The organism is Streptomyces sp. NPDC055962, from assembly GCF_042270185.1.
Lineage (GTDB): Bacteria > Actinomycetota > Actinomycetes > Streptomycetales > Streptomycetaceae > Streptomyces.
In genome coordinates, this window is sequence record NZ_JBHJYN010000003.1 from 534,311 (window position 1) to 558,971 (window position 24,661).

The 24,661-nt window shown below is 71.8% G+C and carries 27 protein-coding genes; 12 read left to right on the forward strand and 15 right to left on the reverse strand.

Translation table 11 applies throughout. The features are described 5' to 3' along the window. Positions 1 to 29 precede the first annotated feature (29 nt). Entirely contained in the window at positions 30 to 1,394 is a 1,365-nt protein-coding gene (locus ACFC51_RS12930) for a dipeptidase (RefSeq protein WP_376371481.1), read from the forward strand. 90 nt (positions 1,395 to 1,484) lie between these two features. Beyond that, entirely contained in the window at positions 1,485 to 2,165 is a 681-nt protein-coding gene (locus ACFC51_RS12935) for an MBL fold metallo-hydrolase (protein ID WP_376371478.1), read from the forward strand. A gap of 24 nt (positions 2,166 to 2,189) precedes the next feature. Here ACFC51_RS12935 and ACFC51_RS12940 read toward each other — a convergent pair whose 3' ends face one another. Beyond that, positions 2,190 to 3,233, reverse strand: a complete 1,044-nt coding sequence (locus tag ACFC51_RS12940; protein ID WP_376371476.1) for an NUDIX domain-containing protein — start codon at positions 3,231 to 3,233, stop codon at positions 2,190 to 2,192. Between the two features lie 196 nt (positions 3,234 to 3,429). Here ACFC51_RS12940 and ACFC51_RS12945 point away from each other — a divergent pair, with 196 nt between their 5' ends. Further along, on the forward strand, positions 3,430 to 3,606 hold the full coding sequence (locus ACFC51_RS12945; RefSeq protein WP_376528506.1) for a hypothetical protein: 177 nt from the start codon (positions 3,430 to 3,432) through the stop codon (positions 3,604 to 3,606). Between the two features lie 47 nt (positions 3,607 to 3,653). Here the strand turns inward: ACFC51_RS12945 and ACFC51_RS12950 are convergent, their stop codons facing one another. Then, positions 3,654 to 4,622, reverse strand: a complete 969-nt coding sequence (locus tag ACFC51_RS12950) for an ROK family protein (protein ID WP_376528508.1) — start codon at positions 4,620 to 4,622, stop codon at positions 3,654 to 3,656. A gap of 183 nt (positions 4,623 to 4,805) precedes the next feature. Between ACFC51_RS12950 and ACFC51_RS12955 the strand changes: the two genes are divergently transcribed. Next, entirely contained in the window at positions 4,806 to 5,834 is a 1,029-nt protein-coding gene (locus tag ACFC51_RS12955) for a LacI family DNA-binding transcriptional regulator (protein ID WP_376528510.1), read from the forward strand. A 67-nt stretch (positions 5,835 to 5,901) separates the two neighbouring features. Here the strand turns inward: ACFC51_RS12955 and ACFC51_RS12960 are convergent, their stop codons facing one another. The 5 genes from ACFC51_RS12960 to ACFC51_RS12980 all read right to left on the reverse strand — a co-directional run bounded on the left by ACFC51_RS12960 (position 5,902) and on the right by ACFC51_RS12980 (position 10,408). Then, a complete protein-coding gene (locus ACFC51_RS12960) occupies positions 5,902 to 7,200 on the reverse strand; it encodes a DUF6986 family protein (protein ID WP_376371467.1) in 1,299 nt (432 codons plus the stop codon). A gap of 171 nt (positions 7,201 to 7,371) precedes the next feature. Continuing rightward, positions 7,372 to 8,334 (reverse strand): electron transfer flavoprotein subunit alpha/FixB family protein, encoded by a 963-nt coding sequence (locus ACFC51_RS12965; protein WP_376528513.1) that lies wholly within the window; start codon positions 8,332 to 8,334, stop codon positions 7,372 to 7,374. 57 nt (positions 8,335 to 8,391) lie between these two features. After that, a complete protein-coding gene (locus ACFC51_RS12970) occupies positions 8,392 to 9,177 on the reverse strand; it encodes an electron transfer flavoprotein subunit beta/FixA family protein (protein WP_376528516.1) in 786 nt (261 codons plus the stop codon). A gap of 201 nt (positions 9,178 to 9,378) precedes the next feature. Continuing rightward, positions 9,379 to 9,885 (reverse strand): flavin reductase family protein, encoded by a 507-nt coding sequence (locus ACFC51_RS12975; RefSeq protein ID WP_376371461.1) that lies wholly within the window; start codon positions 9,883 to 9,885, stop codon positions 9,379 to 9,381. 196 nt (positions 9,886 to 10,081) lie between these two features. Beyond that, on the reverse strand, positions 10,082 to 10,408 hold the full coding sequence (locus ACFC51_RS12980; protein WP_376371460.1) for a TlpA family protein disulfide reductase: 327 nt from the start codon (positions 10,406 to 10,408) through the stop codon (positions 10,082 to 10,084). Positions 10,409 to 10,627: 219 nt separating this feature from the next. Here ACFC51_RS12980 and ACFC51_RS12985 point away from each other — a divergent pair, with 219 nt between their 5' ends. Beyond that, the gene (locus ACFC51_RS12985) at positions 10,628 to 11,350 is read left to right on the forward strand and encodes a lysophospholipid acyltransferase family protein (protein ID WP_376371457.1); all 723 of its coding nucleotides are present in this window, start codon (positions 10,628 to 10,630) and stop codon (positions 11,348 to 11,350) included. Between the two features lie 94 nt (positions 11,351 to 11,444). Here the strand turns inward: ACFC51_RS12985 and ACFC51_RS12990 are convergent, their stop codons facing one another. The 3 genes from ACFC51_RS12990 to ACFC51_RS13000 are packed head-to-tail and all read right to left on the reverse strand — an operon-like array spanning position 11,445 to position 14,694. After that, positions 11,445 to 12,527 carry a threonine aldolase family protein gene (locus tag ACFC51_RS12990; protein WP_376377907.1) on the reverse strand — a complete coding sequence of 361 codons (1,083 nt, stop codon included), beginning with the start codon at positions 12,525 to 12,527 and terminating at the stop codon, positions 11,445 to 11,447. Next, on the reverse strand, positions 12,506 to 13,270 hold the full coding sequence (locus ACFC51_RS12995; RefSeq protein WP_376377904.1) for an SDR family NAD(P)-dependent oxidoreductase: 765 nt from the start codon (positions 13,268 to 13,270) through the stop codon (positions 12,506 to 12,508). Before ACFC51_RS12995 ends, ACFC51_RS12990 begins: the two co-directional genes overlap by 22 nt. Positions 13,271 to 13,296: 26 nt before the next feature. Further along, positions 13,297 to 14,694: a DUF6421 family protein gene (locus ACFC51_RS13000; protein ID WP_376528518.1), complete on the reverse strand. Its 1,398-nt coding sequence runs from the start codon at positions 14,692 to 14,694 to the stop codon at positions 13,297 to 13,299. 279 nt (positions 14,695 to 14,973) lie between these two features. Between ACFC51_RS13000 and ACFC51_RS13005 the strand changes: the two genes are divergently transcribed. Beyond that, complete coding sequence (locus ACFC51_RS13005) at positions 14,974 to 15,624, forward strand: glycerophosphodiester phosphodiesterase (protein ID WP_376377910.1); 651 nt, start codon at positions 14,974 to 14,976, stop codon at positions 15,622 to 15,624. 36 nt (positions 15,625 to 15,660) lie between these two features. Here the strand turns inward: ACFC51_RS13005 and ACFC51_RS13010 are convergent, their stop codons facing one another. After that, entirely contained in the window at positions 15,661 to 16,209 is a 549-nt protein-coding gene (locus tag ACFC51_RS13010) for a GNAT family N-acetyltransferase (protein ID WP_376528521.1), read from the reverse strand. 177 nt (positions 16,210 to 16,386) lie between these two features. Here ACFC51_RS13010 and ACFC51_RS13015 point away from each other — a divergent pair, with 177 nt between their 5' ends. The 5 genes from ACFC51_RS13015 (at position 16,387) to ACFC51_RS13035 (ending at position 19,752) form a co-directional block, all read left to right on the forward strand. Then, on the forward strand, positions 16,387 to 16,983 hold the full coding sequence (locus tag ACFC51_RS13015) for a DUF5134 domain-containing protein (protein ID WP_376528524.1): 597 nt from the start codon (positions 16,387 to 16,389) through the stop codon (positions 16,981 to 16,983). 87 nt (positions 16,984 to 17,070) lie between these two features. Beyond that, complete coding sequence (locus tag ACFC51_RS13020; RefSeq protein ID WP_376377891.1) at positions 17,071 to 18,006, forward strand: M56 family metallopeptidase; 936 nt, start codon at positions 17,071 to 17,073, stop codon at positions 18,004 to 18,006. Positions 18,007 to 18,040: 34 nt separating this feature from the next. Continuing rightward, positions 18,041 to 18,736, forward strand: coding sequence for a phosphatase PAP2 family protein (locus tag ACFC51_RS13025; RefSeq protein ID WP_376377888.1), 696 nt, complete (start codon positions 18,041 to 18,043; stop codon positions 18,734 to 18,736). 30 nt (positions 18,737 to 18,766) lie between these two features. Continuing rightward, on the forward strand, positions 18,767 to 19,492 hold the full coding sequence (locus ACFC51_RS13030; protein ID WP_376377885.1) for an HAD family hydrolase: 726 nt from the start codon (positions 18,767 to 18,769) through the stop codon (positions 19,490 to 19,492). Positions 19,493 to 19,572: 80 nt separating this feature from the next. Next, a complete protein-coding gene (locus ACFC51_RS13035; RefSeq protein WP_376377882.1) occupies positions 19,573 to 19,752 on the forward strand; it encodes a hypothetical protein in 180 nt (59 codons plus the stop codon). A gap of 172 nt (positions 19,753 to 19,924) precedes the next feature. On the opposite strand, the gene ACFC51_RS13040 is transcribed toward ACFC51_RS13035, so the two are convergent. Continuing rightward, positions 19,925 to 21,415, reverse strand: a complete 1,491-nt coding sequence (locus ACFC51_RS13040; RefSeq protein WP_376377879.1) for an LVIVD repeat-containing protein — start codon at positions 21,413 to 21,415, stop codon at positions 19,925 to 19,927. A gap of 163 nt (positions 21,416 to 21,578) precedes the next feature. Here ACFC51_RS13040 and ACFC51_RS13045 point away from each other — a divergent pair, with 163 nt between their 5' ends. Next, positions 21,579 to 22,259 carry a DUF305 domain-containing protein gene (locus ACFC51_RS13045; protein ID WP_376377876.1) on the forward strand — a complete coding sequence of 227 codons (681 nt, stop codon included), beginning with the start codon at positions 21,579 to 21,581 and terminating at the stop codon, positions 22,257 to 22,259. 67 nt (positions 22,260 to 22,326) lie between these two features. On the opposite strand, the gene ACFC51_RS13050 is transcribed toward ACFC51_RS13045, so the two are convergent. The 3 genes from ACFC51_RS13050 to ACFC51_RS13060 all read right to left on the reverse strand — a co-directional run bounded on the left by ACFC51_RS13050 (position 22,327) and on the right by ACFC51_RS13060 (position 24,617). After that, entirely contained in the window at positions 22,327 to 22,674 is a 348-nt protein-coding gene (locus tag ACFC51_RS13050) for an ArsR/SmtB family transcription factor (protein ID WP_376377873.1), read from the reverse strand. Positions 22,675 to 22,724: 50 nt separating this feature from the next. Further along, positions 22,725 to 23,453 carry a class I SAM-dependent methyltransferase gene (locus ACFC51_RS13055; RefSeq protein ID WP_376377870.1) on the reverse strand — a complete coding sequence of 243 codons (729 nt, stop codon included), beginning with the start codon at positions 23,451 to 23,453 and terminating at the stop codon, positions 22,725 to 22,727. 81 nt (positions 23,454 to 23,534) lie between these two features. After that, positions 23,535 to 24,617 carry an NADH:flavin oxidoreductase/NADH oxidase gene (locus ACFC51_RS13060; protein WP_376377867.1) on the reverse strand — a complete coding sequence of 361 codons (1,083 nt, stop codon included), beginning with the start codon at positions 24,615 to 24,617 and terminating at the stop codon, positions 23,535 to 23,537. Positions 24,618 to 24,661 lie beyond the last annotated feature (44 nt).

Sequence of the window (24,661 nt, forward strand, 5' to 3'; positions counted from 1 at the left end):
CTAACGTCGCACCCACGAGGAGCGTGCCCATGACCGCCCGTCCGATTTCCGAGTCCGTTTCCTCGCTGATGCCCCGTGCGAAGACGGAGCTCGCCGAGTTGGTGGCCTTCCGGTCGGTGGCGGACCCCGCGCAGTTCCCCAGGAGCGAATGCGAGGCGGCGGCCGCGTGGGTCGCCGACGCACTGCGCGCCGAGGACTTCCAGGACGTCGCCCTGCTCGACACTCCCGACGGGACCCAGTCGGTCTACGGCTACCTCCCCGGCCCCGCCGGTGCGCCCACGGTGCTGCTCTACGCGCACTACGACGTGCAGCCGCCCCTGGACGAGTCCGCGTGGCTCTCCCCGCCGTTCGAGCTGACGGAGCGCGACGGCCGCTGGTTCGGGCGGGGCGCCGCGGACTGCAAGGGCGGCTTCATCATGCACCTGCTCGCGCTGCGCGCCCTGAAGGCGAACGGCGGCGTGCCCGTCTCGGTCAAGGTCATCGCGGAGGGCTCGGAGGAGCAGGGCACCGGCGGCCTCGAACAGTACGCGGAGGCGCACCCCGAGCTGCTGGCCGCCGACACGATCGTCATCGGGGACACCGGCAACTTCCGCGTGGGGCTGCCCACCGTCACCGCGACGCTGCGCGGCATGACCATGCTGCGGGTGAAGGTGGACACCCTCGAAGGGAACCTGCACTCGGGACAGTTCGGCGGGGCGGCCCCGGACGCCCTGGCGGCGATGATCCAGCTGCTGGCGTCACTGCGGTCCGAGGACGGCACGACCACCGTCGACGGACTCACGGCCGACGCGGAGTGGGACGGACTCCAGTACCCGGAGGACGAGTTCCGCGCGGACGCCAAGGTGCTGGACGGCGTCGAGCTCATCGGGGCGGGCACGGTCGCCGACCGCATCTGGGCCCGGCCCGCCGTCACCGTCATCGGTATCGACTGCCCGCCGGTCGTCGGCGCGACCCCGTCGCTGCAGGCGAGCGCCCGGGCCCAGGTCAGCCTGCGGGTGCCGCCCGGCCAGGACGCCGCCGAGGCGACGAAGCTGCTGACCGCCCACCTCGAGTCGCACGCCCCCTGGGGTGCGCGGGTCTCCGTCGAACAGGTCGGTCAGGGCCAGCCGTTCCGTGCCGACATCACCAGCCCGGCGTACACGTCGATGGCCGAGGCCATGCGGCAGGCCTATCCGGGTGAGGAGATGCAGGCCTCCGGCATGGGCGGCTCCATCCCGCTCTGCAACACCCTCGCCGCGCTCTACCCGCAGGCGGAGATCCTGCTCATCGGGCTGAGCGAACCGGAGGCGCAGATCCACGCGGTGAACGAGAGCGTCTCCCCCCAGGAGCTCGAACGACTCTCGGTCGCCGAGGCGCTCTTCCTGCGGAACTACGCGGAGTCCAAGAAGGGCTGAGGGCCCGCCGGCCCCGGAGGTACGCGCCGGGCGAAGTCGCCCGGAGCAGAATTCCGGGCGACGGCCGCCTGCCGTCCGTACCTTCGCCGCATGGACACCGTCGAGGTACTCCCCCGGCTCCACCTGTTCCGCTTCCCGATCGGTCAGGCCTACCTCTGGCGCGACGGCGCGGACCTGACCCTGGTCGACGCCGGTGACGTGCGCGCGGCCGGCGCGATCGAGGACGGCGTGCGCCGGCTCGGCCTGGATCCGGGGCGGATCCGGCGCATCGTGCTCACCCACGGCCACCGCGACCACTACGGGGCCGCGCAGGAGCTCTCCGACCGCCACGGCTCGGAGATCCTGGCCCACCGGGCGGACGCCCCGTACGTGCGGGGCGAGGAACCGGTCCCGGATCCCGTGCTGCACGACTGGGAACGGCCCCTGTACGCGCACGCCCTGACGGTCCCCGCGGCACCGCCCACACGCGTCGACCACGAGCTGGAGGACGGCGACGAGCTGCCCTTCGGCGACGGCGCACGGGTGGTGCACTCCCCCGGGCACACCCCCGGCTCCATCGGTGTCCACCTGCCGCGCCACGGTGTCCTGTTCACCGGGGACTCCGTGGCCGGGGTGGGCCGGGTGATGCCCGGGGTGTTCAACACCGATCACGCGCAGGCGCGGTCGTCCGTCGCCCGGCTCGCCGCGCTCGCACCCTCGGTCGTCTGCTTCGGGCACGGTGACCCGCTCACCGTCGACGCGCCGGCCGTCCTGCGGGCCGCCGCCCGGTGAGCGGCGGTCCATCGCGGGGGCGGACTACCGGCCGCCCACGGGCGACCCCGCCTCGAGATTCAGCACGGTGGACCGTTCCCGGGCGCGCAGCGCCCAGCGGAGCCGCTCGAAACGGGTCGGCGGGAGCATCCCGGCGGCCTCCTGCTCGGTGACGAACCGCCAGCCGCGCAGTTCCGACCCCGGCAGCAGCAGCCGTGCGGCCTCGTCGCCGCGCAGCCGGCCTCCGTCGAAGAGGAAGCGCAGTCCTCCGTACGCGGGTGGCTTCGGGGCTTCCCAGTCGATGACCAGGAGCTTCGGAACCGTCCCCAGGTGGAGCCCGAGCTCCTCCGCGACCTCCCGGATCCCGGCCTGCGCCGGGGCCTCTCCGGACTCCACCACGCCGCCGGGGAACTCCCAGCCCGGCTTGTAGGTGGGGTCGACGAGCAGCACGCGGTCCTGCTCGTCGAAGAGCAGCACCCCGGAGGCGACGGTCTCCGCTCGCGGCTCGGGGGTCTGGACGATCCCGCACTCGCCGGCCTCACCGGTGCGCAGCGCCTCGGCGATCCGCTCGGCCGTCTCGTACGGGGTGAGCGCGCTGGTGTCGATCGTGTGGGCGTCGGCCCTGATCCACCCGAGCGCCGCCCGGTAGGGCTCGATGTGCTCGTAGGCCCACTGCCGGACCCGTTCGCTGCGCTCCGGGTCGTCGGCACATTCCTCACGCTCGGCGATCCGCTTCCGCAGGATCGTTTCCTCCGGTGAGAGCAGCACATGGCGCACCGGTATGCGCCGGGCGGCCAGTCCGCCGAATATCTCGTCGCGGTAGTCCTGCCTCAGCAGTGTCATCGGCACGACCAGCACTCCGGAGAGTTCGGCGAGAAGCGCCGCGGCCGTGTCGACCACCAGACGCCGCCATATCGGCAGGTCCTGGAAGTCGTTCACTTCCGCCAGCCTCTTCTGCGGCAGCAGCCGGCTAAGCCCCCCGCCGGTCAGTTCGGGGTCGTAGAAGGTGCTGTTCGGGATCAGATCGATCAGTTCGCACGCGGCTCTGGTCTTGCCCGCACTGAACGCACCGTTGATCCAGACGATCACGGGTCCCCCTCTTCCGTAGCCCCCTGTGGCTTGCCCGCATCACCCCGCTCCGGAAACCCGCCGGGGGAATGCGGTTGCGCCGGCGCGGGCGCCGGGGGCGTCCGGCGGCGGGGGCCCGGACGCTCGCGCCACCGTAACGGGTGACGCCGGGACCTCGTTGGAACGGTCAGTCATCGGAACCACGAGGGGATGCACGGTGCGTCGCACGGTACTTGAGCAGTTTCCCGCGGGAGGGCCGCGGGGCAGCCGGCCGGCGGAGGAGTTCGCGGCGGCCCGCCGCGGCGAGGGTCTGGCGGCCGAGGTCGTGATGGACCTCGACCGGGACGCCTTCCTCGTGGTGGTGCCCCAGCAGGCGGCGGACCGGGGCCGCTGACCGGGCGGCCCGGTCCCGCCGCCCGGTCCCGCCCGCGGCGGTACGGGCTACGGCGCGGCCACGGCCCGCACGCCGTTCGAGGCGCCGGGGCGGACCGTCGAAGCCGCGGCGGCGGCGCCGACCAGGCCCGCGTCGGTACCCATGACCGCGGAGGTCACGGTGAGGGCCTGGACGAAGGAGAGGGTCGCGTAGTCGCGCAGGGACCTGCGCAGCGGCGCGAAGAGCACCTCGCCCGCGCCGGCCACTCCCCCGCCGATCACGGCGATGTCGATGTCGGTCAGGGTGGCGGTGGCGGCGATTCCGGCGGCCAGCGCTTGGGCGGCCCGCTCGAAGGACGCGGCCGCGACCGGGTCCCCGGCGCGCGCGGCGGCGGCCACCGCGGCAGCGGTGGCATCGCCGTCGGCGCCGGGGCGCCAGCCGTTCTCCAGGGCCCGGCGCGCGATGTTCGGTCCGCTGGCGAGGCGTTCGACGCAGCCGCGCGCGCCGCAGGGGCAGGGGTCGCCGTCCAGGTCGACGCTGATGTGACCGATGTGGCCGGCGTTGCCGGAGGGGCCGGGGTGCAGCTTCCCTCCGAGTACGAGGCCGCCCCCGACGCCGGTGGAGACGACCAGGCAGAGCGCGTTGTCGTACCCGCGGGCGGCGCCCAGCCAGTGCTCGGCCGCCGTCATCGCGACCCCGTCGCCGACGAGCGTCACCGGGAGGCCGCCGGTCGCCGCCGCCACCCGGTCGACGAGCGGGAAGTCGCGCCAGCCGGGGACGTTGACCGGGCTGACGGTGCCTGCCGAGGCGTCCACGGGCCCCGCGGAGCCGATGCCGACCGCGCCGGCCCGGTGCCAGAGCGGAGAGGCCGTCAGTTCCGCCAGGACGTCGCTCACGGCGCCCATCACGGCTTCCGCACCGTCACGGGCGGGCGTCGGGCGCTGCGCCCGGACGAGCAGGGATCCGCCTCCGTCCACCAGCGCACCGGCGATCTTGGTACCGCCGATGTCGAGCGCGGCGACGAGGTCGGTAAGCATCGGTGTGGACTCTCCGGAGGGGTGAGGCGCAGGACCTGCGACTTCAATCAGATGGCCTCCCCAGTCTCCATTCTCTTGACAACGTTGTCCAGGGCCTATGCTCGACGCCACACACTCCGGACCTCCCCGGCAGCACCCGCGGAGCCCGGAATCACCCCGTCCCCGACGACAGGACAGCGCACCGTGGCCGAGACCGCCCGCCCTTCCGAGTCCCGCTACGGCAACCGGCCGACCATGAAGGACGTGGCGGCCCGAGCCGGAGTAGGCCTCAAGACGGTCTCACGCGTGGTGAACAGCGAGCCCGGGGTCACGCCCGACACCGAGCGCCGCGTCCAGGAGGCCATCGAGGCCCTCGGCTTCCGCCGCAACGACAGCGCGCGAGTCCTGCGCAAGGGGCGCACCGCCTCCATCGGCCTGGTCCTGGAGGACCTGGCCGACCCCTTCTACGGCCCGCTGAGCCGCGCCGTGGAGGAAGTGGCCCGCGCACACGGCGCCCTGCTGATCAACGGCTCCAGCGCCGAGGACCCCGACCGCGAGCAGGAGCTCGTCCTTGCGCTGTGCGCCCGCCGGGTCGACGGGCTCATCGTCATCCCGGCCGGCGACGACCACCGCTACCTCGAACCCGAGATGAAGGCGGGCATCGCGACCGTGTTCGTCGACCGTCCGGCGGGCAGGGTGGACGCGGACATGGTCCTCTCGGACAGCTTCGGCGGCGCACGCGCGGGCGTCGCCCACCTGATCGCGCACGGCCACCGCAGGATCGGCTTCATCGGTGACCAGCCCCGCATCCACACGGCGACGGAACGTCTGCGCGGGTACCACGCGGCGCTGGCCGACGCGGGGATAGACGTCGAGGACAGCTGGGTCTCGCTCGGCCCGACCGACCCGGCCCGCGTCAGGGCGGCCGCCGAGGCCATGCTGGGCGGCCCCGAGCCGGTGACCGCCCTCTTCGCGGGCAACAACCGCGTGACGGTCACCGCCGTACGCGTCCTGGCCGAGTGCGACCGCAGGATCGCCCTGGTGGGCTTCGACGACATCGAGCTGGCCGACCTGCTCGGCATCACCGTGATCTCGCAGGACGCCGCGGCCGTCGGCCGCACCGCGGCGGAACACCTGTTCCGCCGCCTCGACGGCGCCGCACATGCCCCGGCCCGGGTGGAACTCCCCACCCGGCTCATCCCCCGCGGCTCGGGAGAACTGCCGCCGGCCTGAGACGGACCACGGCGCCGCACCGCCCGGGAGGGGGTACGGCGCCGCCACCTCCCGGGCGGAGCCGGGGCTACGGCGCCGTCACGGTCAGCCCGCCGCGGCGCGGCGAGGCGAAGCCGTCCAGGTCCGCGCGGGTCAGGCCGGTGAGACCGGTGACCTCCTCGGTGTCCAGGGCCCCGCAGTCGATGCCGCGCAGCAGGTAGCCGCTGAGCGCCTTCGCGGTGGCGGGCTCGTCCATGACGTCCCCGCCGGCCTTGGCCACGTAGGCGGCGAGCCGCGACGCGGCCTGGCCGAGTCCCTCCCGGTAGAAGGTGTAGACGGCGGCGTAGCGGGTGGGCAGGTGGCCCGGGTGCATGTCCCAGCCCTGGTAGTAGGCGCGGGCCAGGGCGCGGCGGGTGAGGCCGTGGTGGAGCCGCCAGGCGTCGTGGACCTGCGCGGTGGGCCCGACGGGGAGGACGTTGGTGGAGCCGTCACAGACCCGCACGCCGGTGCCCGCCGCCGCGACCTGCATGACGGCCTTGGCGTGGTCGGCGGCGGGGTGGTCGCTGGCCTGGTAGGCGGGGCTGACGCCCACGCACGCGCTGTAGTCGAAGGTGCCGTAGTGCAGGCCGGTCGCCCGCCCCTGTGCGGCGTCGATCATGCGCGCCACGGCGGCGGTGCCGTCGGCGGCGAGGATCGACTGGCTGGTCTCGATCTGGATCTCGAACCCCAGGCGTCCGGCCGGCAGGCCGTGGGTCTGCTCGAAGGCCTCCAGGAGACGCACGAACGCGGTGACCTGTTCGGGGTACGTCACCTTCGGCAGCGTCAGCACGAGCCCCTCGGGGAGGCCTCCGGCGCGCATCAGGCCGGTGAGGAAGATGTCGGTGGTGCGGATGCCCCGGTCGCGCACGGCGGCTTCCATGCACTTCATCCGGATGCCCATGTAGGGAGCGGCGGTCCCGCCGGCGTAGGCCTCGGCGACCAGGCGTGCCGCGCGGGCGGCGGCCTCGTCCTCCTCGGCGTCCGGGCGCGGTCCGTAGCCGTCCTCGAAGTCGATGCGCAGGTCCTCGACCGGCTCGCGCTCCAGCTTGGCGCGCACCCGGTCGTGCACGGGCGCGGCGAGCTCCTGCGGGATGCCGAGCACTTCGGCGAAGGCGGCGGCGTCGGGGGCGTGCTCGTCGAGCGCCTCCAGCGCCTGGTCGCCCCACGTGCGCAGAGTGGTGGCGGTGAAGGTGTCGGCGGGGACGTAGACGGTATGGACGGGCTGGCGTGTACCGGGGTCCCCCGGGTAGCGGCGGGCGAGTTCGGCGTCCACCGCCGTGAGGGAGGCGCTGATGTCCTGACCGACCGCGCCGGCGAGGCTCGTTGCCACCTTCTCCTGCTGACCCATGAACGTACCCTCCACGTGTTCAGTAATTTCCACTTCCCGGAATCTTTCATCCGCATAGTGAAGTTATAAGTCCCCAGGTCGCGCGTCAATGGTGACCGGAAACGGCCCGGGGCCGCGCGGTGGGAACACCACGCGGCCCCGGGCCGTCGTACGGGCCGAGCTCCGGCCGGATCAGCCCTTGCGGGACTTGACCTCGTCGGTGAGCTGCGGGACGACGGCGAAGAGGTCGCCGACGACGCCGTAGTCGACGAGGTCGAAGATCGGCGCCTCGGCGTCCTTGTTGACCGCGACGATGGTCTTCGAGGTCTGCATGCCGGCCCGGTGCTGGATCGCGCCGGAGATGCCGGACGCGATGTACAGCTGCGGGGAGACGCTCTTGCCGGTCTGGCCGACCTGGTTGGTGTGCGGGTACCAGCCGGCGTCCACCGCGGCACGCGAGGCGCCCACGGCCGCACCGAGGGAGTCCGCGAGGGCCTCGATGACGGCGAAGTTCTCCGCGCCGTTGACGCCACGGCCGCCGGAGACGACGATCGCGGCCTCGGTCAGCTCGGGGCGCCCGGTCGACTCACGCGGGGTGCGGGAGAGGACCTTGGTACCGGTGGCCGTCGCGGAGAAGGCGACCGTCAGGGCCTCGACGGCACCCGCGGCCGGGGCGGCCTCGACGGCGGCCGAGTTCGGCTTGACCGTGATGACCGGAACACCCTTGGAGACACGGGACTTGGTGGTGTACGAGGCGGCGAACGCCGACTGCGTCGCGACCGGGCCCGAGTCACCGGCCACCAGGTCGACGGCGTCGGTGATGATGCCGGAGCCGATGCGCAGCGCGAGGCGGGCGGCGATCTCCTTCGCCTCGGCCGAGGAGGGCAGCAGCACGGCGGCCGGGGAGACCGCGTCGTAGGCGGCCTGGAGGGCGTCCACCTTCGGTACGACGAGGTAGTCGGCGAACTCCGGCGCGTCGGCGGTGAGCACCTTGACCGCGCCGTGCTCGGCGAGCGCGGCAGCGGTGTCGGCGGCCCCGTTGCCGAGCGCGACGGCGACCGGCTCGCCGATGCGGCGGGCGAGCGTCAGCAGCTCCAGGGTGGGCTTGCGGACGGCACCGTCCACGTGGTCGACATAGACGAGAACTTCAGCCATGGGACTTCAATCTCCTGCGTGCGAAAGAGGCGGGGCGGCGATGGGGACGGGCGGGGCTCAGATGAACTTCTGGCCCGCGAGGAACTCGGCCAGCTGCTTGCCGCCCTCGCCCTCGTCCTTGACGATCGTGCCCGCCGTGCGGGCGGGACGCTCGGCCGCGGAGTCCACCGCGGTCCAGGAGCCGCCCAGGCCGATCTCGTCCGCCTCGATCTCCAGGTCCTCGAGGTCCAGGGACTCGACCGGCTTCTTCTTCGCCGCCATGATGCCCTTGAACGACGGGTAGCGGGCCTCGCCCGACTGGTCGGTCACCGAGACCACGGCCGGCAGCGACGCCTCGAGCTGCTCGCTCGCGGTGTCGCCGTCACGGCGGCCCTTGACCGAGCCGCCGTCGACCGAGACCTCGGAGAGCAGCGTGACCTGCGGGACGCCGAGACGCTCCGCGAGCAGCGCCGGGAGCACGCCCATGGTGCCGTCCGTCGACGCCATGCCGCAGATGACCAGGTCGTATCCGGTCTTCTCCACGGCCTTGGCCAGGACCAGGGACGTACCGATGACGTCGGTGCCGTGCAGGTCGTCGTCCTCGACGTGGACGGCCTTGTCGGCGCCCATCGACAGCGCCTTGCGCAGCGCGTCCTTGGCGTCCTCGGGGCCCACCGTGAGCACGGTGATCTCCGCGTCGTCCGCCTCGTCGGCGATCTGCAGCGCCTGCTCGACCGCGTACTCGTCGAGCTCCGACAGCAGACCGTCGACGTCGTCACGGTCCAGGGTCAGGTCATCGGCGAAGTGCCGGTCGCCGGTGGCGTCGGGCACGTACTTCACACAGACAACGATCCTCAAGCTCACGCCGGCTCTCCTACTGCATCGTCATTTCTGGGCTGCCTTGTTGCACGCAGCATAGGCGCCTTATCGGGCGGTTTCCGGTCGGGGCGACCGAGCCCCCGGCTGAAATATTACTCGCCAGTACACCCAGTACGTTACCCATAAGCAAGCGCTTGGAACTGTGACGTAGCCAACGGCCGGGCCCCTGTGCCGCCTTGCTCGCCCTCAGTCTCGCAGAGCGGTGAATCGGCCCTGGTGGTAGACCAGCGGCCGGCCCTCACCGGAAGGGTCCCCGGCCTCCACCCGGGCGATCACGATGCGGTGGTCGCCCGCCGGGATCCGGGCCACCACCCGGCAGACCAGCCAGGCCACCACTCCCCCGAGGAGCGGCACCCCTTCCGGGCCGGTGCGCCAGTCGGTGGACGGGCCGAACCGGTCGGCCCCGCTGCGGGCGAACGTCGCGGCCAGCTCGTGCTGTTCCTCGCCGAGTATGTGCACACCGACGTGCTCCGCCTCCGCGATCACGGGCCAGCTGGAGGACGAGGTGCCCACACCGAAGGAGACGAGCGGGGGCTCGGCGGCGACGGAGCTGAGCGAGGTCGCGGTGAACCCGACCGGGCCCGCTCCGGCAGCGGTGATCACGGCGACACCGGCGGCGTGCCGGCGGAAGACGGAGCGGAGGAGCTCGGGGGCTGCGGTCCGTGCAGTGCCGAGATCGGGCGAGGCCGTCATGAGGAGATCCTTCTGCGGGGAGGCGTGCGGGGCCGCGGGTGCTTCAGGCACCCGGACAGCGCGCGCTCGCGTGGCGCACGAGGTCGACGTGGACCCGGCCGTGGAGAAGGAGTTCTGGCGGCATGGCGTCAGACTGACGATACGTGGTGTGCACAGTCAAGCGTGTCCCGTCATGTGGGAGATGCGTCACGGTCCGTCACATCGCCTGCCCCAGAGCGGCGACGACATCCGCCGTGCGGGGCTGCCCCGCCGCCCGGCGCACCACGCGGCCCGCCGCGTCGAGCACCAGGACCGTGGGGGTCCTGGTGATACCGAGGCTGCGCACCAGGGTGAGATGCGCCTCGGCGTCGATCTCGACGTGGGCGACGCCCTCGACCATGCCCGCCACCTCCGCGAGCGTGCGCCGGGTGGCCCGGCACGGCTGGCAGAACGCACTCGAGAACTGCACCAGCGTGGCCCGCTCCCCCAGTTCCGCGCCCAGTTGGGCCGCGTCCAGCGTGCCGGTGGCCGACCGCCCGTCCATCCCTGCCTCCCTCTCGCATCTCCGCGCAGAGCGTCAGCACCCTGCGGCGTCATTACATTCCCGCAGGACTCACGTGACGAGAATCTCTCGCCCCGGGGCCTTTGGGGCTGGCCACGGCGTCACACATGGGGCACGATCGCCCCAATGCCGAATACCTACGGCTGCGTAACTTCCGCCGGGAGAACCCTCCCCAGGCATTGAAGAAGGGTCTTCATCCAGATGGCAGAACTCGTCTATCGGCCGGTCATCGGCGCCGCTCGCACGCTGTTCAAGGCGCTCGACCTGAAGATCGACACCCAGGGTTCGGAGCACATCCCGAAGACCGGTGGCGCGGTTCTGGTCAGCAACCACATCAGCTATCTGGACTTCATCTTCACCGGACTCGGCGCCCTGCCCCAGAAGCGGCTCGTCCGCTTCATGGCGAAGGAGTCGGTGTTCCGGCACAAGGTGTCCGGCCCCCTGATGCGCGGCATGAAGCACATCCCCGTCGACCGCGACCAGGGGGAGGACGCCTACGCGCACGCGCTCGCGTCCCTGCGCTCCGGTGAGATCGTGGGCGTGTTCCCCGAGGCGACCATCTCGCAGTCGTTCACCCTGAAGAGTTTCAAGTCGGGCGCGGCACGGCTCGCCCAGGAGGCCGGCGTCCCGCTGATCCCGATGGCGCTGTGGGGGACCCAGCGGCTGTGGACCAAGGGGCGCCCCCGCAACTTCCGGCGCAGCCACACCCCGATCACGATCCGCGTGGGCGAGGCCGTGGAGGCACCCACCGACCAGTACGCCGGTGCGATCACCCGCCGCCTGCGCGAACGCGTCCAGGAGCTCCTCGAAGCGGCGCAGCGCGCCTACCCGGTGCGACCCAAGGACGCGACCGACACGTGGTGGGTCCCGGCGCACCTCGGCGGTACGGCCCCGACGCCCGCAGAGGTGCGCGAGCGCGGCTGAGCGGACGCCCGGCGGAGGAAACGTCACGCCGGGCCCCGGAACGCGTGTACGGCCGGCCAGGAGCTCCTGGCCGGCCGTACACGCGTTCCGGCACCTACTGCCGGGCCATCTCCTCCTTGAGGGCCAGCAGGAAGGCGTCGACATCGTCCTCACGGGTGTCGAAGGCGCACATCCAGCGGACGTCACCGGCCTTCTCGTCCCAGAAGTAGAACCGGAACCGCTTCTGCAGCCGTTCGGTCACCTCGTGCGGCAGCCGCGCGAAGACGGCGTTGGCCTGGACCGGGTGGAGGATCTCCACCCCGTCGACCGCCCGGACCCCTTCGGCGAGCCGCTGGGCCATGGCGTTGGCATGGCGTGCGTTGCGCAGCCAGAGGTCCCGCGCGAGGAGCGCCTCGAGCTGGACCGAGACGAAACGCATCTTGGAGGCGAGCTGCATCGACAGCTTGCGCAGGTGCTTCATGGCCCGGACGGAGTCCGGGTCCAGGACGACGACGGCCTCGCCGAAGAGCGCACCGTTCTTGGTGCCGCCGAACGAGAGCACGTCGACACCCACCGTGTTGGTGAACGTACGCATCGGCACGTCCAGCGACGCGGCGGCGTTGGCTATCCGGGCGCCGTCGAGGTGCACCTTCATGCCCCGCTCGTGCGCGTGGTCGCAGACGGCCCGGATCTCGCCGGGCGTGTAGACGGTGCCGAGCTCGGTGTTCTGGGTGATGGAGACGACCTGCGGCATGGCCCGGTGCTCGTCGTCCCAGCCGTACGCCTGCCGGTCGATGAGCTCCGGTGTCAGCTTGCCGTCCGGCGTCGGCACGGTGAGCAGCTTCAGCCCGCCCATCCGCTCCGGCGCCCCGCCCTCGTCCACGTTGATGTGGGCGGACTCGGCGCAGATCACCGCACCCCAGCGGTCCGTCAGCGCCTGGAGGGCGAGGACGTTGGCCCCGGTGCCGTTGAAGACCGGGAAGGCCTCGGCGGTGGGGCCGAAGTGGCTGTGCATGACGCGCTGGAGGTGCTCGGTGTAGTCGTCCTCGCCGTAGGCGACCTGATGGCCTCCGTTGGCGAGGGCGAGGGCGGCGAGGATCTCCGGGTGCGCACCCGCGTAGTTGTCACTGGCGAAACCGCGCACCTGCGGGTCGTGATGACGTCGCGCGTCGGTCCTTACGGTTGCGGGGTCAGCCACAGACGCTTTCCGTTCACTTCTCCGGCGGGCACGTCCCAGACCCCGGCGATGGCCTCGGCCAGCTCCGTGACGTCCGTGAAGCCCGCGAACTTCGCATTCGGGCGCTCGGCGCGCATCGCGTCGTGCACCAGTGCCTTGACCACCAGGATCGCAGCAGCCGATGTGGGGCCCGCGTCGCCCCCCGCCTTGCGGAAGGAGTCGGCGAGGGCGAGCGTCCAGGCCTCGGCCGCCGCCTTGGACGCGGCGTAGGCCGCGTTGCCGGCGGTGGGGCTGCTGGCCCCGGCCGCGCTGATGAGGACGTACCGGCCCCGGTCGCTCCGCTGGAGGACCTCCTGGAAGGCCAGCGAAGTGGACTGCACGGTGCGGATCAGGAGCTTCTCGAGGAAGTCCCAGTCGGCGAGACTGGTGTCCGCGAAGCCCGAACCGCCACGCCAGCCGCCGACGAGGTGGACCAGGCCGTCGACGCGTCCGAATTCCTTCTCCGTCTTCAGAGCCCACTCCCGCGCGGCGCCCGGATCGAGAAGATCGACCGTGTCACCGGTGACGGTGGCTCCGCCGTGGGCGTAGCGCGCCGCGTCGACCGCTTCCACGAGCCGCTCCGGGTTCGCGTCGGAGGCGACCACGGTCGCCCCCGCCTCCGCGAGCCTGAGCAGCGTCGCCCGGCCCGCCGGGCCTGCCGCCCCGGCCACCGCGATCACCGCGCCCTCGAGCACACCGCCGTCGGCCCCGACTGTTCCGTTCATCGCCACCGCCTCCTCAGAACCCGCGCTCACGCAGCTGCCCGCCCGGCGTCCGCCGCAGTGATCCCCTTGGTCGAGGCGATCACGTGCTTCAGCTTCTTGGAGAGCGCCTCATAGAACATGCTCAGGGGAAACTCGTCAGGAAGCACGTCGTCGACGAGCTTGCGGGGCGGTTGGGTCAGGTCCAGGGCGTCCGGTCCCTTGGCCCAGCGGGATCCCGGATGGGGTGCGAGATAGGTCGAGACCAGGTCGTACGCGGCGAACCAGTGCACCAGCTTCGGACGGTCGATGCCGTCGCGGTAGAGCTTCTCGATCTCGCCGCAGAGCTGGTTGGTGATCTGCGGGGCCCGTGCCCAGTCGATCTTGAGGGTGTTGTCGGTCCAGCGGACGACGTCGTGCTTGTGGAGGTACGCGAAGAGGAGCTGGCCGCCGAGGCCGTCGTAGTTGCGCACGCGCTCGCCGGTGACGGGGAAGCGGAACATCCGGTCGAAGAGCACGGCGAACTGCACGTCACGCCCCTGCCCGAAGCCGTCGGCCTCCAGCTTCACGGCCTCCCTGAAGGCGGTGAGGTCACAGCGCAGCTCCTCGAGGCCGTACATCCAGAACGGCTGGCGCTGCTTGATCATGAAGGGGTCGAAGGGCAGGTCGCCGTGGCTGTGGGTGCGGTCGTGGACCATGTCCCAGAGCACGAAGGCCTGCTCGCAGCGCTTCTGGTCACCGAGCATCTCGCGGACGTCGTCGGGAAGCTCCAGGCCCAGCAGGCCGACGGACGCCTCGGTCACGCGACGGAAGCGCGCGGCCTCCCGGTCGCAGAAGATGCCGCCCCAGCTGAAGCGCTCCGGCGCCTCGCGCACGGCGATGGTCTCGGGGAAGAGCACGGCGGAGTTCGTGTCGTACCCCGAGGTGAAGTCCTCGAAGGTGATGCCGCAGAACAGCGGGTTGTCGTAGCGCGTGGCCTCGAGGTCGGCGAGCCACTCGGGCCATACCATCCGGAGCACGACGGCTTCAAGATTGCGGTCCGGGTTGCCGTTCTGCGTGTACATCGCGAACACGACCAGGTGCTGGAGGCCGTCGGCGCGGTCCCTGGCGGGCTGGAAGGCCAGCAGGGAGTCGAGGAAGTCAGGGACTCCGAAGCCGTCCGCGGCCCACCGGCGGAGGTCGGCGACCAGAGCGCGGTGGTAGGCGTCGTCGTGCGGGAGCAGCGGGGAGAGCCGCTCGACCGCCGCCACGACGCGCTCGACGACGGCACCTGCCGCCTCGGGGGACGGGGCGCCGTCCGCCGTGAAGTCGATGGAACCGTCCTTGGCCTGCCAGGGGCGGAGCTCCTCAACGGCACTCTTGAGCGAGGGCCAGGCCGGGTGCTCCACCACCCGCTGGGCGGCAGCTGTCCCGTCTGCGGCGGGGGCGTGCTCAAGAATTTCCGTCATGACACTTCCTTCACGGGAGAACCTCGCGTCAAGCAACCGTATCCATGTTCGGTTCCTTCGGACAAGTGGAGGGCAGAAGATTATCCTGCCGACCCCCATCATCACCGTTATTTTTCCTGTCACACCTCTCTGTGACAACTCCTTCCGCCGGAGTGACCGGGCGAAGGGCGTCCGTACGCGAGAACTGGTCCCCTGTGGGGTAGAAGCCGCACGCGGGGCGAACACACGAACGGAAGCAGGAGTGCCTTGACCTTTCTCACCATCGGCCATCGCGGAGTCATGGGCGTCGAACCCGAGAACACGCTCCGGTCGTTCACGCACGCGGAGCAGGCGGGCATGGACGCCGTCGAGCTGGATCTCCACCTGACCGAGGACGGCGCGCTGGCCGTGATGCACGACGCCGCCGTGGACCGCACGACGGACGGGCACGGCCTGATCGCGGAGAAGACGCTGGCGGAGCTCCGGGAGCTCGACGCCGGGCAGGGCGAGCGGGTGCCGGTCTTCGAGGAGGTGCTCGACGCGGTCGGTTCGCCGGTCCAGGCCGAGATCAAGGACGCCGCGGCCGCCAGGGCGCTGGCCGAGGTGATGCTGCGACGTGATCTGACCGGTCGCGTGGAGGTGTCCTCGTTCCACGACGAGGCGGTCGCCGAGATCGCGCGGCTCGTACCGGGGGTGCGGACGGTGCTCATCGCCAGCCGCTGGGAGGCCGACGTGGTGGACCGGGCGAAGGCGGTGGGCGCGGCGACGCTCGCGCTGAACATCCGGCGCCTGACGCTCGAGGTGGTCGAGCAGGCGCACGCGGAGGGCCTGAAGGTGATCGGCTGGGTGGTCAACACCCCGGACCACCTCCGCCTGGTCCGCGCACTGGGACTGGACGGGGCGACGACCGACTATCCGGAGATCCGGCGCGCGGGCCGCTTCACCGCCTGAGGCGGCCCGCGGGCGTGAGGGGGCCTCCGCTGCGTCCTACAGCTCCTTGACCAGCAGTTCGAAGGCGAGGTCGTCGCGCTGCGGGATGCCGAAGCGCTCCTCTCCGTACGGGAAGGGCGTCATCTCTCCCGTACGGCGGTAGCCCCGCCGCTCGTACCAGGCGATGAGCTCCTGGCGGACCGAGATCACCGTCATGTGCATCTCGCTCGCGCCCCACTCCTCACGGGCCGTGCGCTCCGCCTCGGCGATGATCACCTTGCCGAGGCCGGCGCCCTGCAGCTGGGGCCTGACGGCGAACATGCCGAAGTACGCGGCGGTCCCCCGGCGTTCGAGCTGGCAGCAGGCGACCGGGACACCGTCCCTCTCGGCGACGAGGATCCGGCCCGAGGGGACCGCGAGCACCTCGCGCACCCCGTCGGCGTCGGTCCGCCGGCCCTGGAGGATGTCCGCCTCGGTGGTCCACCCGGCCCGGCTCGCGTCGCCCCGGTAGGCGCTCTCCACGAGCAGCACGAGGGCCGGGACGTCTTCCTCGGTCGCGTCCCGGAAGGTCAGTTCTGCCCGTGGCGTGGCCGGTGCGATGTCCATAGGGATCTTCCTTCGTGATGTGCCGCCGCTGTGCGGTCACGAGAGTAACCCGGCCGCGACCGCCCCCTTCAGGCCCGGGCGCGCTCCCCCAGTACCCCAATGCGCCCCGGTAGGAGCATCCGGAACGGGGCATCGATCGGGACGACACCGGCGTCGTCCGCCAGAGGGGGGTGCACCGTGCACGGACCGGAGCTGTCCGGCTGGCTGCTCATGGTGTTGTGCGGGGGCACGGGGGCCTACTGCCTCCTGCGGACCCGCACCGGCACGGAGCGGGAACGGGGACCGGCGCGTGCCGAGGCACTGATGGGGTTCGGGATGGCCGCGATGGCAGTGCCCGCGGCCCTGTTCACCCTCCCGCAGTGGACGTGGGCGGTGTACGCGGTGGTCTTCGGCGGCGCCGCGCTCCACGCGGTCGCGCACGCCAGGGGCGGTGGTCACCACCTGCACCATCTGGTCGGTTCGCTCGCCATGGTCTACATGGCCCTGGCCATGGCGCCGGGGGCCTCCCACGCCACGGCCGGCGGACACTCCGGCCACGGGGCGGCGACGGCCGGGTCCGCGGGGGGCGTGCCCGTGCTGACGGGAGCACTGCTCGTGTACTACGGGCTGTACGTCCTGCGTTCGGCCGGCGGGCTGATACCCGCACCCGTCGGTGTGTCCGTAGGCGGCGGAGGCACCGTGACGGGCCCCGGTCCCGGCGAGCGCGCAGAGCTCGCCCTGGCGTGCAGGCTGGCCATGGGGACGGCCATGTTCGCCATGCTGCTCACCCTGTGAGACACCGGACCCCCGCCCCCGTGTCGTACGTCACTTGCCGCGCGCGGCCATACCCGTGGACACCGCGGCCCTCATAGGCTGACGCCCATGTTGGTCTCCCTCGCGCTGCTGCTGCTCGGTGCACTGGCTGCCGTCGCCGCCCCGAGTCTGATGGCGAGGGCCCGCTGGCCGGAGCGTGAGCCGGTCGTGGCCCTGTGGGTCTGGCAGTGCGTGGTCGCGGGAGTCCTGTTGTCGTTCGGGCTCTCGATGACGCTGAGTGCGGCCGCCGCCTGGCAGGCGGTGCGCGGCCATGTGTTCGCGCCCGCCCCGCACGGCGTGGTCGAGGCCTACGCCCTGGGGGCGTACGGGCCGTGGTCCGCGGTCATCGCGGTCCTGCTGGCCCTGGGCGGGCTCTGGACGGCCGCCATGCTCGTACGGGAGATCCACCGGGCCCGGGCCCGCCGTCGGAGGCGCCGGGCCGAACTGCTGGTCCGCTCCCCGCTGATGCCGGGAGAGGAACCGGGCGGCGGCCGCCTCGTGGTGCTGGAGGGCGAACGCCCCGATGCCTGGTGGCTGCCGGGGGCGGCTCCCCAACTGGTCATCACCACAGCCGCGCTGGGGCGCCTGAAGGGGCGGCAGCTCGACGCGGTCCTGGCGCACGAGCAGGGCCACGCGCAGGCCCGCCACGACTGGCTGCTGCACTGTTCGGGCGCGCTCGCGACCGGGTTCCCGCAGGTGCCGGTGTTCGCCGCGTTCCGCGACGAGATGCACCGCCTCGTCGAACTGGCCGCGGACGATGTGGCGTCACGACGCTTCGGGCGCCTCACGATCGCCCTCGCCCTGGTCGAACTCAACGAGGACCGCGGCGTGTTCGGCCCAGGACCGGCCTCCGGTGCCCATGTGCCCCTCAGGGTCGACCGCTTGCTCGCACCGGTGGAGCGCCTCACCGCGGGCCGCCGGCTCCGGCTGACCGCGGCCGCGGCGCTGGTTCCCGTCGTACCGCTGCTCGTGGCCTTCGTGCCGGGACTCAGGGCCCTGGGATAGCTTCCCGCGCGGATCGTGGACGAGGATCGTCCCCATGCACTCCCCTCCTCTCCCTCCACGCACCCGCTCCCCCCTCCTTGCCGCAGCCATCGCCTGCGGCGTCCCCTCGCTCGCCCTGCTCACGCTCGTCGCGGTGCGCTGGGCGCCGCTGATGTCACTGGACACCTCGGTGGCCGGGGCCCTGCACCGCCGAGCGGTGACCGAACCGGGGCTGGTCCACGTCAATCGCGTACTGACGGACTGGGTGTGGGATCCCTGGACGATGCGCGCGCTGACCGCCGTCGTCGTCATCGTGCTGTGGGTGCGCGGATCCCGGCTGCTCGCCGGGTGGGTCGCCGCGACCAGCATTCTCGCCGCACTGGTGCAGCAGGGGCTGAAGGCCGTCGTGGGCAGGGAGCGCCCGCGCTGGGTCGATCCGGTGGACTCGGCGCAGTACGCGGCCTTCCCCTCGGGACACGTCATGACCGCCGCCGTGACCTGCGGGCTGCTCCTCTGGCTGCTGCGCCTGCACGACGCGCAGGCCCCTCTCTGGTGGGCCGCGACGGCGGTCGCCGTGGTCTCGGTCGCGGGTGTGGCCTTCACGCGCGTGTACCTGGGGGTGCACTGGGTGAGCGACGTGCTGGGCGGCGCGCTGCTGGGCGGCACCGTGGTCGCGCTGTCCGCGGCGGGGTACGCCGGGTACGCCAGGCGCACCCGGCGGCCGGCCCGCGGCGACGGCACCCCCTTGTAGGTACCGCCCGGGCCCGCGATGATCCGTTCCATGCAGACCAAGGGCGTACTCTTCGACTTCTCCGGGACCCTCTTCCGCATCGAGCCCGTCGCCGCGTGGCTGCGCGGCGCCCTGGCCGCGCGGGGCTCGCGCATGGAGCAGGCCGAGTTCGAGGAGTGCGTACGGCGGCTGACCGCTGCCGGTGCGCTCCCCGGGGGCCCGCCACCGGAGAGCGTCCCTCCGGAACTGGCCGCCGCGTGGGCCGACCGCGACAGCAGCGCGGAGCTGCACCGGGAGGCGTACACCGGCCTGGCCCGTCGGGCCGGCCTCCCTGACCCCGCCCTGGGCGACGCGCTGTACGAGCGCCACATGAGCCCTGAGGCCTGGCGGCCGTACCCGGACGCGGCGGAGGTGCTGCGCGGGCTCCGCCGCGACGGTGTCGCGGTCGGCGTCGTGAGCAACATCGGCTGGGACCTGCGCCCCGTGTTCCGCGCGCACGGCCTGGACGAGTTGGTCGACGCGTACGTCCTGTCCTACGAGCACGGCGTCCAGAAGCCCGACCCCCGCCTGTTCGGCGCGGCATGCGCCCTGCTGGGGCACGATCCCTCGGAGGTCGTCATGGTCGGCGACGACCGCCGGGCGGATGCCGGTGCGGCAGCTCTGGGGTGTGACGTGCGTTTCGTGGACCCTCTGCCCGTGACGGAGCGGCCGGACGCTCTCCGGGCGCTCGGGCTGCCCGGAACGGCAGGTGGGACACCCGACGGGCACGGGTCGTGAAGGATTCCGGGAGAAGGTGTGAGGGATATCCCTGTCCCTGAGTGGGGTCAACAGCCCGGCGGGGGTTTAGCTTGGTGGACATGTCCCCGTATCCGAACCCGTCCGTCACCGTGCGCACCGCCTCCGTGGTCAACGAAGAGATCCGGACCCTGTGGCAGCGCTCGGGCGGACTGCTGTCCCCGGACGACGAGACGGAGTATCAGCGGCTGCTCGTGGAGTGGGCCGCGGCCGCCGGGACGAGCGTCCGTCCGGCTGCCTGAGCTCCGGGGCGAAGTCCTGCCCCGCGGCTGATTCCGGCGATCCCCCGCATCGCCGGAATCAGGGCTACAGCATGTCCCCGCGCCGCCTGCTGGTCAATGGAATTGAATGTGCCCCGCCGGGCGGTCTCCGCCCGGCGGGGCACATGTTCCTGTCCGCGCGGCGGAGTGGGGATCAGCGGTCGGAGTAGTCCGGCTGCGTCTGCACGTTGAGCTCGGGCAGCCGTACCTTCTTCGCGGGGTCCGTCCGCCGGTCGTCGAGCTTCAGGACGTCGAAGCCCTTGGCGATGTCGTTGGAGTAGATGTAGCCGTTGTAGTAGTACGCCGACCACGGGCCGGCCGTGGTGACCGCCGCCGTGGAGACGGGACCGCGCTCGAAGTACGCGATCTCCTCCGGCTCGGAGGAGTCGGTGAAGTCCCAGACCGAGACTCCGCCCTGGTACCAGGCCTGGACCATCAGGTCACGGCCCTTGACCGGGATGATCGAGCCGTTGTGCGCGACGCAGACCTCGGTGTCGGCCTGCGGGCGGTCGATCTTGAAGTAGCTGCGGAAGACCAGCTTGCGGTGGTCACCCCGGCCCTTGATGTCGTAGATGCCGTCGGCACCGCGGTTCGGGCCGATCTCGTCGTTGCAGGTAGCCGCCCCGCCGCCGCCGAGCTCGTCGGTGAACACGACCTTGTCCGCACCCTGGTTGAAGGTCGCGGAGTGCCAGAACGCGAAGTTCACGTTGTCCTGGACCCGGTCGATGATCTTCGGGTTCTCCGGGTCCTTGATGGAGAACAGAAGACCGTCGCCCATGCACGCCCCGGCCGCGAGGTCCTGCGAGGGCAGGACGGTGATGTCGTGGCAGCCGGTGGTCTTCGAGACGCCCGGGTTGGCCGGCGCTCCCGGGTTCCCGCCGTCCGGGAAGAGGACGGGGAAGTTCACGATGCGGGAGTCCTCGGGGGCGCTGCGCGGCACCTTGATGACGGAGATCCCGTCGTGCGGGGGCTGGCAGTCCGGGAACGTCTCGTTGGGCGAGTAGGACGAGACGTACACGTACACGTTCCTGCGCTCGGGAACGATCGTGTGGGTGTGCGACCCGCACGCGGTCTCGACGGCGGCGACGTACTTCGGGTTGCGCTTGTCGCTGATGTCGAAGACCTTCATGCCCTCCCAGGAGGACTTCTCCGTGGCCGGCTGGGTGGTGCTGGCGCACGAGTTGTCGCTGCGGGAGGAGTCGGTCGACAGGAAGAGGAGGTTCCCGGAGACCGAGATGTCGTTCTGCGAGCCCGGGCACAGGACCTGTGCGACGGTCCTCGGCTTCTTCGGGTTGCGGATGTCGAAGATCCGGAACCCGTCGTAGTTCCCGGCGAAGGCGTAGGAGCCCTGGAAGGCCAGGTCCGTGTTGAGCCCCTGGAGCGCGTCCTTGGGGATGTTCGTGAGGTGCTCGATGTTGTCGCTGTGGACGATCTCGTCCACGCCGGGTATGTCGCCGCTCTCGATGGCGGCCCTGGCCTCGGCCTGCTCGCTCGCGGTGACACCGCTGCGCGTGGCAGCGGAGTCACCGGGGTCGGGTGTCGCAGCCGCGGGTCCGGCCGTGAACAGCGTGGCGATGAGCCCGGCCGCGGCTGCCGCCACACCCAGACGTCTGCGCCGCACGCTGGTGGTGTGCAACGAGGTCACTGTGTCCTCCCTTGTATCCGTCCGTCGACGAACGGTTCCTGGACCCCGGCAGTATGGTCCTTTTCATGTACACACCAACAGATGGCAACAGAGACGTAATGAAAGTTTTTGATCATAGGCGGGTGGAAGGTATGAGGACGGTGCGCGATACACCCGAGTGGCAATGGAGGTCACCGTGCTGATACCCCGTCGGACCACAGGCGTGCGCGCCGGCGCACTGCTGGCGGCGTTCGCCGCATCCCTCCTCGCCCTGGGGGGCTGTGACGCGGACCGTGGTGACCACGGGGCGAAGGCCGGGGCGGACAAGGGCTTCTCGGTCGTGGCGCCCGGGAAGCCCGGCGAGCCGGCCAGGACCCTGTCGCCCGAGGAGGCGCAGAAGGCCGCCGGGGACGACACGCCCAACTCCGCCGACTTCCGCTACGCCCGCATGATGATCGAGCACCACGAACAGGCCCTGGTGCTCACCGCGCTGGTCCCCGGACGTGCGTCCTCGACGTCGGTGGAACGGCTCGCCAAGCGCATCTCGGCGGCCCAGAAGCCGGAGATCGGCGCCATGGAGGGCTGGCTGAAGAACAACGGCGGCGACGGGCGGCGGGAGACGCACGACCACACCACGATGCCCGGCATGGCGGGTCCCGAGCAGATCGAGCAGCTGCGCGACGCACGGGGCAAGGCCTTCGACCGCCTCTTCCTGGAACTGATGATCACCCACCACCAGGGCGCGGTCACCATGGCGACCGAGGCACTCGCGGACGGCAACAACGTGCTGGTGGAGGAGATGGCGAACGACGTCGTCGCCCAGCAGACCGTGGAGATCGACCGGATGCGTTCCCTGATGGCCTGACGCGGTCCGGGGAAGCGGGATCCCGGTGCGGGCGACCGCCGCTGCCGGCAGCCGGCGACGAGAGGGGTCAGCTCCGGCCGAGTCGCTCGGCCTGCCGGTCCGCTCCCCCGAGGACGCTGTCCAGCAGGCCGGGGAAGAGTGCGTCCAGGTCCTCGGTGCGTACGCAGCTCAGCTTCGCCGTCCCCCGGTAGAACTGCGTGATGACGCCGCTCTCCCGGAGCACCCTGAAGTGGTGCGTGGTGGTGGACTTCGACACCGGGAGATCGAAGCGCGAGCAGGCCTGTTCGTCGGACGCCCCCGCCAGCTGGCGCACGATCCGCAGCCTGATCGGATCGGAGAGCGCGTGGAGCACGCCCTCGACGCGGATCTCCTCGCGCGAGGGGTGGGCGAGCACACGGGCGGTGCTGGTCGTCACGGTGGCTCCACTTCGTCCGGGGCTCTCATTGTACGAGAGTCGTCGTATCTTCAGCCACGGGCCGCCGCCACGAGACGCACGCGCGGGCTGCCGTCCGGCCTTCGGCCGAACTCCTCGAGCGGCAGGAGCCGCACCGTGAAGCCGCTTGCCACGAGGTCGTCCACGACGCCGGCGAGCGGGAACGTGCGGTAGTACATGACGAAGGGCGGGCGCCACAGGGCGTTGCGCACCCGCATGGCCACGTCGAAGCCGAGAAGCGACCAGTAGGCGCGGGAGCCCACCGCGGGCGGGGCGCCCACCGGGAAGACGAACAGCCCGCCCGGCCGCAGCGCGGCGTACACCTGGTCGAACAGGGCCGGACGTTCCTCCGGCAGGAAGTGGCCGAACGCCCCGAAACTGACGGCCAGGTCGAAGGCTCGCGCGAACGGCAGTGCCAGGGCGTCGGCCCGGACCCAGTCCACCGCAGGGCCGTCGGCGTCCCCCGCGTGCGCGGCACGGGCGACGTCGAGCATCCCCGCGCTGAAGTCCACGCCGGTGGCCCGCTCCCGGCACAGCCCGCGCAGCACACCCACCCCGGCCCCGGTGCCGCAGCAGACGTCCAGGCCGCGGTCGAACGGCCCGAGGGGCCGGACCGCGTCGGCCACGGCACGCAGCACCCGGTCCGGGGTCCGGTAGGGCGTCACGTCGAACTTCGGGGCGAGCAGGTCGTATCCGCGCATCGTCGAGGAGAACGCCTGGACGGCCAGTTCGCGCAGCGTGGGGCCCTGGGGAGTGAACATCGCGGATCAGCGTACCCACCGGGGCGGCGCCGCACCGTGCAACCCCGCGGCGGCGCCCCGGCTCCGTCGGCGTTCCCGCCGTCAGACGGAGCGGTGGTACTGATCCGGGACGTGCGGTTCGGCACCGAGTTCACGCGCGGCGTGCCGCGCCCATGACGGGTTGCGGAGCAGTTCGCGGCCGAGGAGGATCGCGTCGGCCTCGCCGTTCTCCAGGATCTTCTCGGCCTGCCGCGCCTCCGTGATCTGACCGACCGCGGCGACGGGCAACGTGGTCCCGTTCTTGACACGGGCCGCGAAGGGGACCTGGTAGCCGGGGCCGACGGGAATGCGGACGCCCGCGGCGTTGCCGCCGGTGGAGGCGTCGAGGAGGTCGACGCCGTGGGCCTGGAGGTCGCCGGCGAAGCGGACCGTGTCATCGGCGGTCCAGCCCTCGCCGTCCTCGAGCCAGTCGGTGGCGGAGATGCGGAAGAACAGGGGCAGCTCGTCGGGCCAGACGGCGCGTACGGCGTCGACGACCTCGAGCGCGAAGCGGGTGCGGTTCTCGTACGAGCCGCCGTACTCGTCCGTGCGCCTGTTGGAGTGCGGGGAGAGGAACTCGCCGATCAGGTAGCCGTGGGCGCCGTGGACCTCGACGATCTCGAAGCCCGCGTCCAGGGAGCGGCGGGCGGCGTCGGCGAACTGCCGGACGATGTCCTCGATGTCTCCGACGGTCAGTTCGGTCGGCACGGGGTGGTTCTCGTCGAAGGCGACCGCACTCGGCGCGACGGGCTGCCATCCGTGGGCGTCGGGGCCGACCGGGGCTCCGCCCTTCCAGGGCTGGCCGGTGGACGCCTTGCGCCCGGCGTGGGCGATCTGAACAGCCGGAACGGTGTTCTGGCTCTTCAGGAACGTGGTGATGCGCCGGAAGGCCTCCACCTGGGTGTCGTTCCAGATGCCGAGGTCCTGCGGGGAGATACGGCCCTCGGGGCTCACACCGGTCGCCTCGACGATGACGAGACCGGCGCCGCCGACCGCGCGGGCGGCGTAGTGCTGGAAGTGCCAGTCCGTCGGGGCGCCGGCCGCCGGGCCGTCGGGGGCGGCACTGTACTGGCACATCGGGGCCATCCATACGCGGTTCGGGATCGTCAGCGACCGCAGGGTGTAGGGCTCGAACAGTGCACTCACAGGGGGACTCCGGTTCCTCGGGTGACGACAGCGCGGCGCGACGG

What these genes read in the sequence shown, in the direction of transcription:
- ACFC51_RS12930 (WP_376371481.1), top strand. Translation starts at nt 30, where the DNA reads ATGACCGCCCGTCCGATTTCCGAGTCCGTTTCCTCGCTGATGCCCCGT.
- ACFC51_RS12935 (WP_376371478.1), top strand. Translation starts at nt 1,485, where the DNA reads ATGGACACCGTCGAGGTACTCCCCCGGCTCCACCTGTTCCGCTTCCCG.
- ACFC51_RS12950 (WP_376528508.1), bottom strand. Translation starts at nt 4,622, where the DNA reads ATGCTTACCGACCTCGTCGCCGCGCTCGACATCGGCGGTACCAAGATC.
- ACFC51_RS12960 (WP_376371467.1), bottom strand. Translation starts at nt 7,200, where the DNA reads ATGGGTCAGCAGGAGAAGGTGGCAACGAGCCTCGCCGGCGCGGTCGGT.
- ACFC51_RS12965 (WP_376528513.1), bottom strand. Translation starts at nt 8,334, where the DNA reads ATGGCTGAAGTTCTCGTCTATGTCGACCACGTGGACGGTGCCGTCCGC.
- ACFC51_RS12975 (WP_376371461.1), bottom strand. Translation starts at nt 9,885, where the DNA reads ATGACGGCCTCGCCCGATCTCGGCACTGCACGGACCGCAGCCCCCGAG.
- ACFC51_RS12980 (WP_376371460.1), bottom strand. Translation starts at nt 10,408, where the DNA reads ATGGACGGGCGGTCGGCCACCGGCACGCTGGACGCGGCCCAACTGGGC.
- ACFC51_RS12985 (WP_376371457.1), top strand. Translation starts at nt 10,628, where the DNA reads ATGGCAGAACTCGTCTATCGGCCGGTCATCGGCGCCGCTCGCACGCTG.
- ACFC51_RS12995 (WP_376377904.1), bottom strand. Translation starts at nt 13,270, where the DNA reads ATGAACGGAACAGTCGGGGCCGACGGCGGTGTGCTCGAGGGCGCGGTG.
- ACFC51_RS13000 (WP_376528518.1), bottom strand. Translation starts at nt 14,694, where the DNA reads ATGACGGAAATTCTTGAGCACGCCCCCGCCGCAGACGGGACAGCTGCC.
- ACFC51_RS13005 (WP_376377910.1), top strand. Translation starts at nt 14,974, where the DNA reads ATGGGCGTCGAACCCGAGAACACGCTCCGGTCGTTCACGCACGCGGAG.
- ACFC51_RS13010 (WP_376528521.1), bottom strand. Translation starts at nt 16,209, where the DNA reads ATGGACATCGCACCGGCCACGCCACGGGCAGAACTGACCTTCCGGGAC.
- ACFC51_RS13020 (WP_376377891.1), top strand. Translation starts at nt 17,071, where the DNA reads ATGTTGGTCTCCCTCGCGCTGCTGCTGCTCGGTGCACTGGCTGCCGTC.
- ACFC51_RS13025 (WP_376377888.1), top strand. Translation starts at nt 18,041, where the DNA reads ATGCACTCCCCTCCTCTCCCTCCACGCACCCGCTCCCCCCTCCTTGCC.
- ACFC51_RS13030 (WP_376377885.1), top strand. Translation starts at nt 18,767, where the DNA reads ATGCAGACCAAGGGCGTACTCTTCGACTTCTCCGGGACCCTCTTCCGC.
- ACFC51_RS13035 (WP_376377882.1), top strand. Translation starts at nt 19,573, where the DNA reads ATGTCCCCGTATCCGAACCCGTCCGTCACCGTGCGCACCGCCTCCGTG.
- ACFC51_RS13045 (WP_376377876.1), top strand. Translation starts at nt 21,579, where the DNA reads ATGGAGGTCACCGTGCTGATACCCCGTCGGACCACAGGCGTGCGCGCC.
- ACFC51_RS13055 (WP_376377870.1), bottom strand. Translation starts at nt 23,453, where the DNA reads ATGTTCACTCCCCAGGGCCCCACGCTGCGCGAACTGGCCGTCCAGGCG.